The sequence below is a fragment of the Thioalkalivibrio versutus genome (assembly GCF_001999325.1).
GTDB classification, from domain to species: Bacteria; Pseudomonadota; Gammaproteobacteria; order Ectothiorhodospirales; family Ectothiorhodospiraceae; genus Thioalkalivibrio; species Thioalkalivibrio versutus.
This window is the reverse complement of record NZ_MVAR01000032.1, coordinates 20,001-33,636: the sequence shown is the minus strand read 5'-3', so window position 1 is coordinate 33,636 and position 13,636 is coordinate 20,001. Positions and strand designations below refer to the sequence as shown.

At 67.6% G+C, this 13,636-nt stretch carries 16 protein-coding genes (1 of these 16 running past the window's edge); 8 read left to right on the top strand and 8 right to left on the bottom strand.

Annotation, left to right across the window (positions count from 1 at the left end; all coding sequences use genetic code 11):
* Window positions 1-265: 265 nt before the first annotated feature.
* From B0684_RS11560 to thiD, 4 genes are all read right to left on the bottom strand, one after another.
* A complete protein-coding gene (locus B0684_RS11560; protein WP_018649663.1) occupies window positions 266-1,084 on the bottom strand; it encodes a sulfite exporter TauE/SafE family protein in 819 nt (272 codons plus the stop codon).
* Between the two features lie 92 nt (window positions 1,085-1,176).
* The gene (hemL, locus tag B0684_RS11555) at window positions 1,177-2,454 is read right to left on the bottom strand and encodes a glutamate-1-semialdehyde 2,1-aminomutase (protein WP_018649664.1); all 1,278 of its coding nucleotides are present in this window, start codon (window positions 2,452-2,454) and stop codon (window positions 1,177-1,179) included.
* 87 nt (window positions 2,455-2,541) lie between these two features.
* Entirely contained in the window at window positions 2,542-3,186 is a 645-nt protein-coding gene (gene thiE / locus B0684_RS11550) for a thiamine phosphate synthase (protein ID WP_018649665.1), read from the bottom strand.
* Window positions 3,176-3,964: a bifunctional hydroxymethylpyrimidine kinase/phosphomethylpyrimidine kinase gene (gene thiD / locus B0684_RS11545; RefSeq protein WP_018169057.1), complete on the bottom strand. Its 789-nt coding sequence runs from the start codon at window positions 3,962-3,964 to the stop codon at window positions 3,176-3,178. Before thiD ends, thiE begins: the two co-directional genes overlap by 11 nt.
* Before the next feature lie 83 nt (window positions 3,965-4,047).
* Here thiD and B0684_RS11540 point away from each other — a divergent pair, with 83 nt between their 5' ends.
* Complete coding sequence (locus tag B0684_RS11540) at window positions 4,048-4,494, top strand: hypothetical protein (RefSeq protein WP_018169058.1); 447 nt, start codon at window positions 4,048-4,050, stop codon at window positions 4,492-4,494.
* Between the two features lie 10 nt (window positions 4,495-4,504).
* Here the strand turns inward: B0684_RS11540 and B0684_RS11535 are convergent, their stop codons facing one another.
* Window positions 4,505-5,170 carry a histidinol-phosphatase gene (locus B0684_RS11535; RefSeq protein WP_018649666.1) on the bottom strand — a complete coding sequence of 222 codons (666 nt, stop codon included), beginning with the start codon at window positions 5,168-5,170 and terminating at the stop codon, window positions 4,505-4,507.
* A 164-nt stretch (window positions 5,171-5,334) separates the two neighbouring features.
* Here B0684_RS11535 and B0684_RS11530 point away from each other — a divergent pair, with 164 nt between their 5' ends.
* Both B0684_RS11530 and ptsP read left to right on the top strand, forming a co-directional pair.
* The gene (locus B0684_RS11530; RefSeq protein ID WP_018169060.1) at window positions 5,335-5,895 is read left to right on the top strand and encodes an RNA pyrophosphohydrolase; all 561 of its coding nucleotides are present in this window, start codon (window positions 5,335-5,337) and stop codon (window positions 5,893-5,895) included.
* A 20-nt stretch (window positions 5,896-5,915) separates the two neighbouring features.
* Window positions 5,916-8,183 (top strand): phosphoenolpyruvate--protein phosphotransferase, encoded by a 2,268-nt coding sequence (gene ptsP, locus B0684_RS11525; RefSeq protein WP_018145288.1) that lies wholly within the window; start codon window positions 5,916-5,918, stop codon window positions 8,181-8,183.
* A gap of 37 nt (window positions 8,184-8,220) precedes the next feature.
* Here the strand turns inward: ptsP and B0684_RS11520 are convergent, their stop codons facing one another.
* Together B0684_RS11520 and B0684_RS11515 are read right to left on the bottom strand one after the other, a co-directional pair.
* Window positions 8,221-8,733 (bottom strand): CopD family protein, encoded by a 513-nt coding sequence (locus B0684_RS11520; protein ID WP_018169061.1) that lies wholly within the window; start codon window positions 8,731-8,733, stop codon window positions 8,221-8,223.
* A 46-nt stretch (window positions 8,734-8,779) separates the two neighbouring features.
* Entirely contained in the window at window positions 8,780-9,295 is a 516-nt protein-coding gene (locus tag B0684_RS11515; RefSeq protein ID WP_018169062.1) for a peroxiredoxin family protein, read from the bottom strand.
* 96 nt (window positions 9,296-9,391) lie between these two features.
* Between B0684_RS11515 and argC the strand changes: the two genes are divergently transcribed.
* From argC to erpA, 4 genes are all read left to right on the top strand, one after another.
* Window positions 9,392-10,447, top strand: a complete 1,056-nt coding sequence (gene argC / locus B0684_RS11510; RefSeq protein WP_018649667.1) for an N-acetyl-gamma-glutamyl-phosphate reductase — start codon at window positions 9,392-9,394, stop codon at window positions 10,445-10,447.
* 124 nt (window positions 10,448-10,571) lie between these two features.
* The gene (locus tag B0684_RS11505; protein ID WP_018169064.1) at window positions 10,572-11,234 is read left to right on the top strand and encodes a DUF6776 family protein; all 663 of its coding nucleotides are present in this window, start codon (window positions 10,572-10,574) and stop codon (window positions 11,232-11,234) included.
* Entirely contained in the window at window positions 11,231-11,665 is a 435-nt protein-coding gene (locus B0684_RS11500) for a bactofilin family protein (protein ID WP_018145293.1), read from the top strand. The genes B0684_RS11505 and B0684_RS11500 overlap by 4 nt, the downstream gene beginning before the upstream one ends.
* A gap of 57 nt (window positions 11,666-11,722) precedes the next feature.
* The gene (erpA, locus tag B0684_RS11495; protein ID WP_018145294.1) at window positions 11,723-12,097 is read left to right on the top strand and encodes an iron-sulfur cluster insertion protein ErpA; all 375 of its coding nucleotides are present in this window, start codon (window positions 11,723-11,725) and stop codon (window positions 12,095-12,097) included.
* Between the two features lie 77 nt (window positions 12,098-12,174).
* Here erpA and B0684_RS11490 read toward each other — a convergent pair whose 3' ends face one another.
* Window positions 12,175-13,311 (bottom strand): anhydro-N-acetylmuramic acid kinase, encoded by a 1,137-nt coding sequence (locus tag B0684_RS11490; RefSeq protein WP_018649668.1) that lies wholly within the window; start codon window positions 13,309-13,311, stop codon window positions 12,175-12,177.
* 141 nt (window positions 13,312-13,452) lie between these two features.
* Between B0684_RS11490 and tyrS the strand changes: the two genes are divergently transcribed.
* Window positions 13,453-13,636: the start of a tyrosine--tRNA ligase gene (gene tyrS, locus B0684_RS11485; protein WP_018169066.1), read on the top strand. It continues 1,022 nt past the right edge of the window; 184 of the gene's 1,206 nt are visible here — the first part of the coding sequence; its start codon is at window positions 13,453-13,455; its stop codon lies beyond the right edge, outside the window.

Genomic DNA, 13,636 nt, shown 5'->3' with positions numbered 1-13,636 from the left:
TCTTGGTTACTTCTTTGCACGAGCAAAGAAGTAACTCGGGGCGCGCTGGCGAGTCAGCGCCGGGCAGTATGCGGACCGAAGCCACCGTAAACACCGGGTGATGAACCAGGGCCAGCCACCACCTGGCATGTGGTGGACCGAAGCCGGCGTAAACACAGTGGACGAACCTGGACCAGCCTCAAGCTGCGGGGCAATCGCCGTACCGATGCGATTCGCTTCGCTCATCGGCATCCTACAGCGGGGGAAGAGTCGGCGGGGGCAAGTGCTAGCGGATGAGCATGAGGAGGCCGGCGAGGATCAGGACGCCAGCGAAGCCGCGGCGGAGGTGGGCGACCGGCAGATGATGGGTCAGCCATACGCCACCGCGCACGCTGATGGATGTGCCGATCACGACGCCGAGGATGGCCGGCAGGTAGAGATAGCCGAGGGCCCATTCCGGCGCCTGATAGGCCGGATCGGTCCATTGCGGCAGGGCGAACACCAGGCTGGCGCCAATGGAGATCGGCACGCCCAGCGCCGCCGCCGAGCCGATCGCACGGCGCAGTTCCAGGCCCTGGCTGACCAGGAACGGCGTGGTCAGTGTGCCGCCGCCGATGCCGATCAGCGAGGATACGGCTCCGATCAGGGTCCCGCCGCCCAGCCAGACGCTGCGCCGGGGTACCGGGGCCTCAGGTGGCTGGATGTTCAGGAGCATCCAGATGCCGATCGCCACCTCGAAGGTGCCAAAGATACGCCCCAGGTGGTCGGAGTCGATGCGCGTGGCCAGCCAGGCGCCGATCAGCGCGCCGATGATGATGCCCGGCAGCAGACGGCGCACTGCCGCGCCGTCCACGCCGCCGCGGCGGTGGTGGGCGCGCGCCGACAGGATCGCCGTGGGGATGATCGCACCCAGCGAGGAGCCGACCGCGAGCTGCACCAGGCTGGCCGAGTCGAAGGCCAGCAGGCTGAACACGGCGACGAACACCGGCACCAGGATCAGCCCGCCGCCGATGCCGAACATGCCAGCCGGGATGCCCGCGACCAGGCCCAGCGCCACAAACAGCAGCCCCAGCGCCAGCGGTGACTGGATCAGTGTCTCGGTCATTCGTGCGTAGTGGCGAGTAGCGGGTCAGGGCGCAGCGGACCGGCGGACCGCTGGGGTCGCCGGTTCACTGCGCAGGAGAGGCGAGGGCGCGCTCAGAGCGCCTTGAAGGACTTGAGGGCGGCCTCGATGGTCGCGTCGATGTCGGCGTCCGAGTGGGCGTTGGACATGAAGCCGGCCTCGAAGGCGCTGGGGGCCAGGTAGACCCCCTCGCCCAGCATCGCGTGGAAGAAGCGGCCGAAGGCGGCGGTATCGCAGGCCGTGGCGCCGGCGAAGTCGGTGACCTTCTGCTCCGAGAAAAACAGCCCGAACATGCCCGGCACCTGGTTGGTGGTCACGGCCACGCCGGCCTCGCGCGCGGCGTCCTCGAAGCCCGCGACGACCTTCTTCGTACGCTGCTCCAGCTCGTCGTGGAAGCCCGGGCGCGACAGGATCTCCAGGGTCTTCAGCCCGGCGGTCATCGCGATCGGATTCCCGGACAGGGTGCCGGCCTGGTAGACCGGGCCCAGCGGGGAGAGGTGTTCCATGATGGCGTGCTTGCCGCCGAAGGCCCCCACCGGCATGCCGCCGCCGATGATCTTGCCCAGCGTGGTCAGGTCCGGGGTCACGCCCAGGTAGCCCTGGGCGCAGTTCTTCGACACCCGGAAGCCGGTCATCACCTCGTCGAAGATCAGTACCGCGCCGTGCTGGTCGCAGACCTCGCGCAGGGTCTCCAGGAACCCGGGCTCGGGCGGGATGCAGTTCATGTTGCCCGCGATGGGCTCGACGATGATGCAGGCGACCTCGTCACCCTTCTCGGCAAAGAACGCGCGCACGCCGTCCGGGTCGTTGTAGGTCAGGGTGCTGGTCAGCGCGGCCAGTTCCTTGGGCACGCCCGGGGAACTCGGCTGGCCGAGGGTCAGGGCCCCGGAGCCGGCCTTCACCAGCAGCGAGTCGCCGTGGCCATGGTAGTTGCCCTCGAACTTCACGATGCGGTCGCGGCCGGTATAGCCACGCGCCAGGCGGATCGCACTCATGGTCGCCTCGGAGCCCGAGTTGGTCATGCGCACCATATCCATCGACGGCACCAGCTCGCAGACCTTGGCGGCCATGTCGTTCTCCAGCCGCGTGGGGCAGCCGAAGGACAGGCCGTTGTTGCAGGCCTCGCGCACCGCCTCGATCACCTCGGGGTGGGCGTGGCCGGCCACCATCGGGCCCCAGGAACCGATGTAGTCGATATAGCGCTGGCCGTCGGCGTCCCACATGTAGGCGCCGTTGGCGCGGTCCATGAAGATCGGGGTCCCGCCGACGCCCTTGAAGGCGCGCACGGGGGAATTCACGCCGCCGGGGATGTGCTGCTTGGCGGCCTCGAACAGACGCTCGGTTTCCTGCATGACGGTGTCCTGTGATTGTTGGATTCGGGTCGATGAATTCGGGAAGCCTGGCAACCATAGCGACGGCTGCGGGCGGGTGCAAAGGGATCAGCCGAACAGTCCGCTTATCTGACGCGCGGCGGCCTCGGGGTCGGGCGCGGCGCTGATGCCCTGGATCACGGCGAGCAGGTCTGCCCCGGCCGCGACGACCTCGGGGGCGTTCGCCGCCGTGATCCCGCCGATCGCACAGATCGGCAGCTCCAGTGTGGTGCGCGCCTCGCGCAGCAGCTCGAGATCCGCGCGTGCCGCGTCGGGCTTGGTCGGGGAGGGGAACACGGAACCGAAGGCCACATAGCTCGCGCCGGCCAGCTGTGCCGAGCGGGCTCGTTCGAGCTCGTTGTAGCAGGAGACGCCGACCACCGCGCCGGGGCCGAGCCGCGCGCGGGCCGCGACCGGGTCCGGGTCGTCACGCCCGAGGTGCACGCCATCGGCCTCGACGCCCGCGGCCAGCTCGGTGTCGTCGTTGATGATGCACAGCGCGCCGTGCGCATGCGCAAGGGCGACCAGTTCGCGGGCGATTGCCTCGCGTGCGGCGCCTGCGAGGGTCTTGTCGCGGAACTGGATCAGGCGCGCACCGCCACGCAGCGCAGCCTTGGCATTGGCGAGGTGTGTGGCGCGTGGGCTCGCGTCCTCCGGGACCGCCGGGGTGATGAAATAGAGCCCGCGCAGGCGGGGGGTATGCTCAGTCGCCATGTGGGCACAGCCGGTTGGGGACGTGCTGGCCGTGGCCGGGGGCGTAGCCCCGCGCGACCGCGTCGTTCATGAAGGCCTGGGCCTCGATCACCGCCGGCTCCAGGTCACGGCCGCGCGCCAGGAAGGCGGCGATCGCCGCAGCCAGGGTGCAGCCGGAGCCGTGGAAGCCGGCCGGATGGCGTGGCAGTTCGAAGGCGCGCATGTGCCCGTCCTCGCGGTACAGGCGGTTGATGATGGGGTCCTGATCGCCGCCTTCGTGGCCGCCGGTGACCAGCACGTTGCGCGCGCCCCGTTCGCGCAGCCGTTGGCCCCACTGGGTGGCATCGTCGGTTCGGGCCAGGCGCGCGGCCTCCGGTCCGTTGGGCGTGATCAGGGTGGCGCGTGGCAGCAGGGCCTCGCGGGTCGCGTCCACCACGGCCTCCGTCGCGAGCGCCCCGCCGCCGCCGGCGACCATCACCGGGTCCAGCACCACCGGGATGTGCGGGTGCTCGGCCAGCAGCGCCGCGACCATTTTTACGTTTTCCACTGAGCCCAGCATGCCGATCTTGATTGCGGCGACGGCAAGATCGGCCAGGGTGACCTCGATCTGGGCGCGCAGCTGTTCCGCAGACAGCACGCTGAAGTCCAACACGTTGCGGGTGTCCTGCACGGTGATCGCGGTCACGGCCGTACCCCCGTGTACGCCGAGGCGGGTAAAGGTGGTCAGATCGGCCTGCAGGCCGGCGCCGCCACCGGGGTCGGAGCCGGCAATGGTCAGCGCGATCGGGGGATGATTCATGAATGGGGGCTCCCGTGCTAAGGTTGCGCGCGCCCCGGCACCCCCGGGGCGTTCTTGTTCCGCATCCCGGGAGTGTACGCAGCATGAGCAGCGAGTTCGAAGTCGAGTCCCTCCGTCCCCTGGTCGCCGCCGCCGAAGCGGGTGGCACGCTGAACGCAGAGGTCGATCAGGCCCTGGCCGCGCTGGAGCAGGAGTTGAACCGGCTCGCCGGCGAGTTGCAGGTGGAATACGTGGGGCCCGCCGTCGGCATGGCGGACATGCAGGCCGAGCATGTCTATCGGCTGGTCATCCGTCAGCACGAGATCGATGTGACCCGCCACGAATGGAGCCTGTGGGTCTGCGATGCGCTGGACAACTGCGACTTCCGGGCGACCTGGCCGGTGACCGGTGCCGCGCGCCTGCGGCGCAAGCAGGTGGTGGCCGTGGTGCCGGAATTGGTTGCCGGCTATCGCGATGCGGTCGCGGCGGCCGGCAAGGCGGATACCCCTGCGGGGCAGCGCCTCGCCGAGATCGCCAGCGTCTTCAGCTGACGTCGTCTCCCTAGCGCAACGAGATGACTGGCCAGCCTTGGTTGTGAGCGTGCGCGGCAAGGGTCGGGTCCGGGTCCACTGCGACGGGGTGCCTTACACGTTCCAGTAGCGGGATGTCGTTGCGCGAGTCGCTGTAGAAACTGGCCTGCGCGATGCTGTCCTCGGGATCCGGATGATCCGCGAGGTACTGGCGCAGGCGTTCGATCTTGCCTTCCTGGAAGCAGGGCACCCCGGTCAGGTCGCCGGTAAATTCTAGGTCCTCGCCTTCCTCCGCCAGGGTCGCGATCAGATGGTCCACGCCCAGCAGGTCGGCAATCGGCTGGGTGACGAACTGGTTGGTCGCGGTGATGATGACCAGCTCGTCACCGGCCTCGCGGTGTCGGGCCAGCAGGGGCGGGGCGCCGGGGGCGATCATTGGCCGGATCAGCGTGTCGATGAAGCGCTCCCTCCAGGCCTCGAGCTGCGCGCGCGGGTGTTCGGCCAGCGGGCTGAAGGCGAAGCGGCAGAATTCGTGGATGTCGAGGGTGCCCGCCACATACTCCTGGTAGAAGCGGTCATTGGTCTCGGCGTGACAGGTCGGGTGGACGGCGCCCACCTCTGCCAGGAACTCGTTCCAGGCGTGATCGCTGTCGCCGGCGAGCAGGGTGTTGTCGAGGTCGAACAGGGCCAGGGCCATGAGGGTGCTCTCGGGTTGGCTTGGATCGGACGCGAGTGTACCGGCGGGCGTCGTCGGCTGCAGCCACAGGCCCCTTTTGGGGCCGGCACCGGAGGCATGGTAGGGGCTTTGCCGCCGGGGCACCGGCTGTGGAACAATGCCAGTAATAGAGAAGCGTCTGGCTGATGCAAGTGATTGATTGTGACGGGTATCGCGCAAACGTAGGCATCATCCTGTGCAACGCGGAACAGCAGCTGTTCTGGGGCAAGCGGGTCGGGCAGGCGGCCTGGCAGTTTCCCCAGGGGGGCGTGCATGCGGAAGAAACGCCCGAGGAGGCGATGTTTCGCGAGCTGCACGAGGAGACGGGCCTGTTCCCCCGGCACGTCGAGGTGCTGGGCAGTACCCGCCATTGGCTGCGCTACCGCCTGCCGGAGCGCATGGTCCGGCGCCATCAACGCCCGGTCTGCATCGGCCAGAAACAGCGCTGGTTCCTGCTGCGCATGGTCGGAGACGAGAGCGACGTGGTGCTGGATGCGATGGAAACCCCGGAATTCGATGATTGGCGCTGGATCGACTACTGGCGTCCGGCACGCGAGGTCGTGCACTTCAAGCGCCAGGTCTATCGCCGTGCGCTGTGCGAGCTGGTGCCGCTGATGTTCCCGGAACTCGAGCAGGCGCGCGCGCGGCGTTCCGGCCGCCGTGGCCCGGCCCAGCCCCAGCCCCGTTCGCCGGTGTCCTCGCGTTGACGGTCCCGAAGCAGCCCTCGATGCTCGAGGTCCTGCGCCGTGTGGTGCAGGAAGTGAACGGTGCCGCGGATTTCTTCGAAGCGCTGCATATCATCGTTACGCGGGTGAAGGCGGCGCTGGAGATCGATGTCTGTTCGATCTACCTGAAGTCGCCGCAGTCGGGGCGCCTGGTGCTGATGGCCTCGGAGGGTCTGCGCGAGGAGTCCATCGGGCAGGTCGAGATGGACCCGTCGGAGGGTCTGGTGGGTCTGGTCGCCTCGCGGGCCGAGCCAGTCAACCTTGACAGCGCTCAGGACCACCCGCGTTTTCGTTATTTCCCGGAGACCGGCGAGGAACACTTCCTCGCGTTTCTGGGGGTCCCGATCATCCACCAGCGCAGCTTGCTGGGCGTGCTGGTCGTGCAGCAGCACCAGGCGCGCAAGTTCGATGACGAGCATGTCTCCTTCCTGATCACCCTGGCGGCGCAGCTGGCCGGGGCGATCGCCTATGCCGAGTTCAACGACGAGATCTCCTCCGAGACCCCGTTGATCGGGCATGTGAACGTCGAGGCCACCGGCATTGCCGGCTCGCCGGGCGTGGCCATTGGCCGGGCCGTGGTGGCCTACCGCCTGGCGGACATGGACTCCATCCCGGATCGCGAAGGCGCCGGGGTGGATCACGAGCTGGAGCATTTCGGGCAGGCGGTGGCGGAGACCCGCACCGAGATCGAGGACCTGAAGCAGCGCATGGGCGAGGCCCTGGGGCCGGACGAGCAGGTGCTGTTCGATGCCTACCTGATGCTGCTGGGTTCCGACTCTCTGGTGCACAAGACCCAGACGCGCATCCGTAATGGGCAGTGGGCCCCGGCGGCTTTGCGCGACACGGTGCGTGAGAGCGTGCGGGTATTCGAGGACATGGAGGACCCGTACCTGCGCGAGCGGGCGGCGGATGTGCGCGATCTGGGTCGCCGCGTGCTGTCGCACCTGCTGCCGGCCGATCGCAGCCAGGACGAGTTTCCCGATGGCGGCATCCTGGTCGGGGATGACCTGACCGCCTCGCATCTTGCGGAGGTTCCGATCGAGCGGTTGGGGGCCATGGTCTCGGCCAAGGGCACGGGTTCTTCGCACATCGCGATCCTGGCGCGGGCGCTCAATATCCCTGCGGTGATGGGCGTGTCCGAGCTCCCGGTGGGGCGCCTGGAAGGGCGCGAGATCCTGGTTGATGGTTATCGCGGGCGGCTGTTCGTGAACCCCAACGCCGAGCTGCGCGTGGAGTTCGAGCGCCTGGTGCGCGAGGAGCGCGAGCTGGCGGAGGACCTGCGCGCGCTGGCCAAGGACCCGGCCGAGACCCGCGATGGCGTCGCGGTGCCGGTGCTCGCGAACTCGGGTCTTCTGGCGGACATCAAGCCGTCGCTGGAGTCCGGTGCCGAGGGGGTCGGGCTGTACCGTACCGAGGTCCCGTTCATGATCCGCGACCGCTTCCCCGGCGAGGAGGAGCAGGTCCAGCTCTACGAGCAGGTGCTGGCCTCCTTCGACCCCATGCCGGTGACCCTGCGCACCCTGGATATCGGCGGCGACAAGGCCCTGCCATATTTCCCGGTGAAGGAGGACAACCCGTTCCTCGGCTGGCGCGGGATCCGTATCTCGCTGGATCACCCGGAGATCTTCCTGACCCAGCTGCGGGCGATGCTCAAGGCGAGTCGCTCCCACGACAACCTGCAGATCCTGTTCCCGATGATCTCGGCGCTGGACGAGCTGAAGGGCGCGATGACCCTGCTCAACCGGGCGCGCGAAGAGTTGCTGGACGAGGGTTTCCGCATCCCGATGCCGCGCATCGGGGTGATGGTCGAGGTGCCGGCGGCGGTGTACATGTCGGAAATGCTTGCCCGGCGGGTGGACTTCCTGTCCGTGGGCACCAACGACCTGGTCCAGTACCTGCTGGCGGTGGACCGCAACAACGCCCGTGTGGCGCATCTCTACGACACCCTGCACCCGGCCTGCATCCACGCGCTGGAGACGATTACCGACGGTTCGCACCGGGCGGGCAAGCCGGTCAGCGTTTGCGGGGAGATGGCAGCCGACCCGGCCGCGGTGATCCTGCTGCTGGGGATGGGGATCGACAGCCTGAGCGTCAGCGTGTCCTCGATCCCGCGGGTTAAGTGGGTGATCCGCAGTTTCTCCACCGACCGCGCCGAGGCCTTGCTGGCGCAGTGCCGGCTGCTGGAGAACGCCGATCAGATCCGGTCGCTGCTGAACAATGCCCTGGTCCAGGCCGGACTGGGCGGGCTGGTGCGCGCCGGCAAGACCTGACCGCGGCGCTCACCCGTGGCCGGCAGGGGGGCGCAGCTCAGGTGCGGCGTGCCCGCCACAGCGCGATCAGCGCACTCAGGAGGAAGATCCCGAGCACCACGCCGATGGCGATGAGCGCATCCACGATGGAGCGGTTGACCACCAGCACGACCACGCCCACCAGGATCGGGACCGGCACCTCGTTGAACCAGCGATACCAGGTGTGATCACGCCGGTTCAGGTCATCGCGGAAGTCGTGCACGATCTTGCCGCACCAGACGTGATAGGCGACCAGGACGGCAATCAGCGTCAGCTTGAAGTGCATCCACGGCTCGGCCAGATAGAACGAGCGATCCACCAGCATGATCACGCCGAAAAGGATGGTGATTAGCGCGCCGGGGGTCATGATCCCGTAGAACAGTTTGCGCTCCATCACCTTGAAGCGCTCGTGACCGAGGGCGTCCTCGGTCATCGCGTGATAGACGAACAGGCGCGGCAGATAGAACAGCCCGGCGAACCAGGTGACCATGAAGATCACGTGCAGGCTGAGGAACCAGTTATAGGCTTGCATGGAGGTCCTTCTCGGAAGCGGGTGCGGTGTCGCTGCGCGGGGCGGCTCAGGAGAGCCAGCGTTCCAGGTGGCGTTCGATCTGTTCGAAGTCCGGGTCGCCCAGCTTCTGGTAGACGATGCGGCCGTTTGGCGAGATCAGGAAGGTAGTCGGCGTCAGGCGTACCCCGCCATAGGCCTGGGAGAAGGCATCGTCGCTGTCGTGGATGATCTTGTAGGGCATCTCGCGATCCTCGCGCATGGCCTCCACGCGGTTGATCGGGTCGTAGGACAGGGCAACCGCCAGCAACTCGAAGCCCTTGTCCGCGTAGGTCTCGTGCAGGTGGGCCAGTTTCGGGATCTCGCGGACGCACTCCGGGCAGCTGGTGGCCCAGAAAGAGATCATCACCGGGCGGCCTTCGTAGTCCTTCAGCGCCACCTTCTCGCCATCCAGGGTGGTGGCCGCGAAGGCGGGTGCCGGGCGCATGCCGTCGTCGGTCAACCAGATGGTCGCGGCGACGGCGACCAGCGCGATGATGAAGATGCCTCCGAAGATGGCCTTGCGGTCGATCCTGACTTTGCTCATAGGGGTGTGATCCGTTGATCGAATAGCCTGCATTTGTGGACTGGCCGAAACCGCGTGCGTTCCGTGGTTCCGGCCAAGGCGGTATCATGCCGCAGCATGACGAATGCAACCAACAGCAAACCCATCCGCATCGGGGTTGTCGGGGCCACCGGCTACACCGGCGTGGAACTCCTGCGCCTGCTGGCGCGGCATCCCGCGGCCGATCTTCAGGTGGTGACCTCGCGCGGCGAGGCGGGCACGCCCGTGGCGGATTTGTTCCCCAGCCTGCGCGGCGCGGTGGATGCCGTCTTCCAGGCCCCGGACGAGGCGACCCTGGGCGAGTGCGACGTGGTCTTTTTCGCCACCCCGCACGGGGTGGCCCACGGCCTGGCCGCGCCGCTGCTTGAGCGGGGCACGCGCATCATCGACCTGTCGGCGGATTTCCGCATCCGCGATCCCGAGCTCTGGGCGCGGTGGTACGGACAGGCGCATGGTGCGCCGCAGTATCTGGACGAGGCCGTGTACGGCCTGCCCGAACTGAACCGGGCGCAGATCCGTGATGCGCGACTGATCGCGGTGCCGGGTTGCTATCCCACGGCGGTGTCGCTGGCGGTGCTGCCTCTGCTGGAGGCCGGTCTGGTCGATCCCGCGGACGTGATCGCGGATGCCAAGAGCGGTGTCAGCGGGGCCGGGCGCAAGGCGCAAATCGGTGGGCTTTTCGCCGAGGTGCAGGAGGACTTTCGTGCCTATGCCAGTGGCGGGCATCGGCATTGGCCGGAGATCCACCAGACGCTCAGTGGCGTGGCCGGGCGGTCGGTAGGACTGATCTTCCAGCCGCATCTGGTGCCGATGACGCGCGGGATTCACGCGACGCTCTATCTGCGCCCGCAGGTGGCGGACGCGGACTGGCAGGCCTGTTTCGAGCAGCGCTATTGCGACGAGCCGTTCGTGGATGTGATGCCGCCGGGGGCTCATCCGCAAACGGCCAGCGTGCGCGGTACCAATCTTTGTCGCATTGCGCTGGCGCAACCGCCGCACTCCGGACGGCTGATGGTGCTGTCGGTGATCGACAACCTGGTGAAGGGCGCGGCCGGGCAGGCCGTGCAGAACATGAATCTGATGTTCGGCCAGGCCGAGACAGCCGGTCTGGACGGGCTGTCGGTTTTCCCCTGATGTCCTGGCCTGCCACATGACTACGGGTGTCCCGCGTCCACGTCTGCCCCGGATTCCGCGCATTCCCGCGCGGCGGCGCAGCGGGTCGGGACGCCGCGGCGGGTGGTGGCGCGCGGGGCTGCTGATGCTGATCCTGTTGTTGGTGGCGGGCGGAGCCTGGCTGGTGGAGAACTGGCGCGAGGACATACGGGACACGGTCGATGCGCAACGCGGTATCGAGGGCCTGCGGGATGACCTGGAGCAGGCGCTCGCCGCGCGCCAGGCTGCCGAGGAGGCGCGCCGCCACGCCGAGCAGCAGCTGGAAATGAAGACCGCGGAGCTTGCGGCCTTCTCCGGCGATATCGAGCGCCAGGAGGCCGAGTTGCTGGAGTTGCGCGAGGAGCTGGCGTTTTATCGGCGGCTTGCGGAGGGCGCGGGTGCAGATGCCCTGGGCATCCGGTCGCTGCAGTTGCAGCGCACGGGGCAGTCGGGCGTGTTTGATGTCGTGTTCCAGCTCTACCGCCCGGGGTTGAGTCGTTCGGTGGATTTGCGCTGGGCGCTGGAGGTCGAAGGCTATGCGACCGGGGAAGAGGCGCTGTCCACCCTGGAGACCGATGCGCTGGGGCTGGAGAACGATCGCCTGGTCGAGGGGTTTCGGTTGTTGCGCAATCAGCGCGCCCGGATCCATCTTCCGGAGGGCTTCGAGCCGGTAGGGTTGACGCTGAGGGCGAGCGCCGCGAACGACGAGGATCTTGAACCGGTTTCGGAATGGGCCGACTGGGATCGCCTGCTGGAGAGTACGCAATGATGGGACGCAAACGAGGCCGCCGCGCGCGGAAAGTGGATACCCTGGTGGGGCGCCATACAGTGGTCCACGGTGATATCGAGTTTGGAGGCGGGCTGCATATCGAAGGCCGCGTGATCGGGGATATCCGGGCCGCGACCGATTCGTCGGCCGTTCTGGTAGTCGCGGGTGGGGGCGTGGTCGAGGGCCATGTCGCGGTTCCGCACCTGCTGATGAACGGCGAGGTGCGTGGCGATGTCCATGTGGGAGAGCACGTGGAGCTTGGCGAGACGGCCCGTCTGGCCGGTAACCTCTACTACACCGTGCTGCAAATGGCAGAGGGCGCGCAGATCGACGGCTTGCTCAAGCGGGTGGAGCATCCCCTCGAGGGCGAGCTGGAGGGGACGGGCGAGACCCAGGCCCTGACCAATCCCACGGAAGATGAGCATTCTTGACTCCGGGGCTCAGTCTTCCGTAGCGTGAATGAAAATGATTATTACAGGAGGCCCCGAATGTCCGAGCCCATGACGTCCGAAGCGGAACTGGACATCGAAATGCCCAGCCCGTTGATCTTTACCGATGCCGCGGCCACCAAGGTGAAGGGGCTGATCGAGGAAGAGAACAACGACAACCTCAAGCTGCGCGTATTCGTCAGCGGGGGCGGTTGTTCCGGCTTTCAGTACGGCTTCACCTTCGACGAGACCGTCGGCGATGGCGACACCCTCGTGGAGAATGGTGGGGTGACCCTGCTGATCGACCCGATGAGCTTCCAGTATCTGGCGGGTGCCGAGATCGACTACAGCGAAGGTCTTGAGGGCGCGCAGTTCGTGATCCGCAATCCGAATGCCACCACGACCTGCGGCTGCGGTTCCAGCTTCTCGGTCTAGAGAGACGCTGACAAGCGGTTAAGAAAGGGCCCGATCCGGGGATTCCGGATCGGGCCCTTTTTTGTTCAGGGTCGGGGTTAATGGCCCCCGGGTGTCCGGGGACCGCCGGGGATGATGCAGCCGAGTACGCGTGGGCCGCGCGCGCCGGTCACTTCCGGCAGGTTGCCGGGTTCGCCGGCCAGGGTTCGCGCGGCCAGCCAGGCAAAGGCGGCACCCTCCACCTGCTGTGGGGGGACCCCATGGCGTTCGGTGGTCTCCACCAGGGTCGCGGGCAGGGCCTTGGCGAGGCGCTTCATCAGGTGGCGGTTGTGCGCGCCGCCGCCGCACACCAGCAAGCGGGCGGGCGGCTGCATGTGCAGATGCTCCAGCGCGTGCCGCACGCCCTCCACGGTCAGTTCTGCCAGGGTGGCCTGAATGTCCTCGGGCCGGGCTCGGTCCAGGCGGTCGCCAGCCCCGGCACGCAGCCAGGCCGGCGAAAAGTATTCGGGCCCGGTGCTTTTTGGCGGAGGGCGCTGGAAGAACGAATCCTGGAGCAGCCGGGTCAGCAGTTCGGGGTCGGGCGTGCCGCTGCGGGCCCATGCGCCGTCATGATCGAACGGCGTCTGATGGTGACGCCGATTCCAGTCGTCCATCAGCGTATTCGCCGGGCCGCAGTCGAAGCCGATCACGGGCTGACCCGGCTGCAGCCAGGTGATGTTGGCGATGCCGCCTAGATTGAGGACTGCGCGGGTCTCGTCCGTGGATCCGAACTGCGTCGCGTGAAAGCCGCAGGCCAGTGGTGCCCCCTCGCCGCCGGCAGCAATATCGCGCGGCCGGAACTGCGCCACGGTGTCGATGCCGGTGGCCTCTGCGATGCGGAAGGGATCGCCGATCTGCCAGGTGAAGGGCGGATCGGCGTCGGGGGCGTGGTGTACGGTCTGGCCGTGACTGCCGATCGCCCGGATCGCGGTCGGCGCCAGACCGGTCTGGTCCAGCAGGGCTTGCACGGTACGGGCGAACAGCATGCCGAGCCGCGCATCCAGCGCGCCCAGGTGCCGGTAGCGCAGGGTTTCAGTGGTGGCCGCCGTCGCCAGCTCCTGGGCGAGGTCGTCGGGGTACCCCAGCTGGCAGTGATCCACCACGCGTACCGGCCCGGTCTCGCGGATCTCTGTCAGCACGGCGTCCACGCCGTCCCGGCTGGTGCCGGACATCAGCCCGATAAAGCGTTCCGTCATAGTGGTGATCCTCGCGCGCGCATTACATGGGTCGGCGTCCATTCTGGACCACCGCGGCATTTCGCGTCCGTTCGGGGGTCGCGGTATCCTTGCGCGCGACCGGCCAGCCCGGCCGGTCTCTGATCTCGACCAAGGGGCGTCATGGAACTCGAAGACCAGCTGGCCGTTATTCGTCGCGGCACCGATGAAATCCTGCTCGAGGACGATCTTGTCGAGCGCCTCAAGAGTGGCCGCCCCCTCCGGGTGAAGGCGGGATTCGATCCCACCGCCCCGGACCTGCATCTGGGGCACACGGTGCTGATCAACAAGCTGCGCCAGCTCCAGG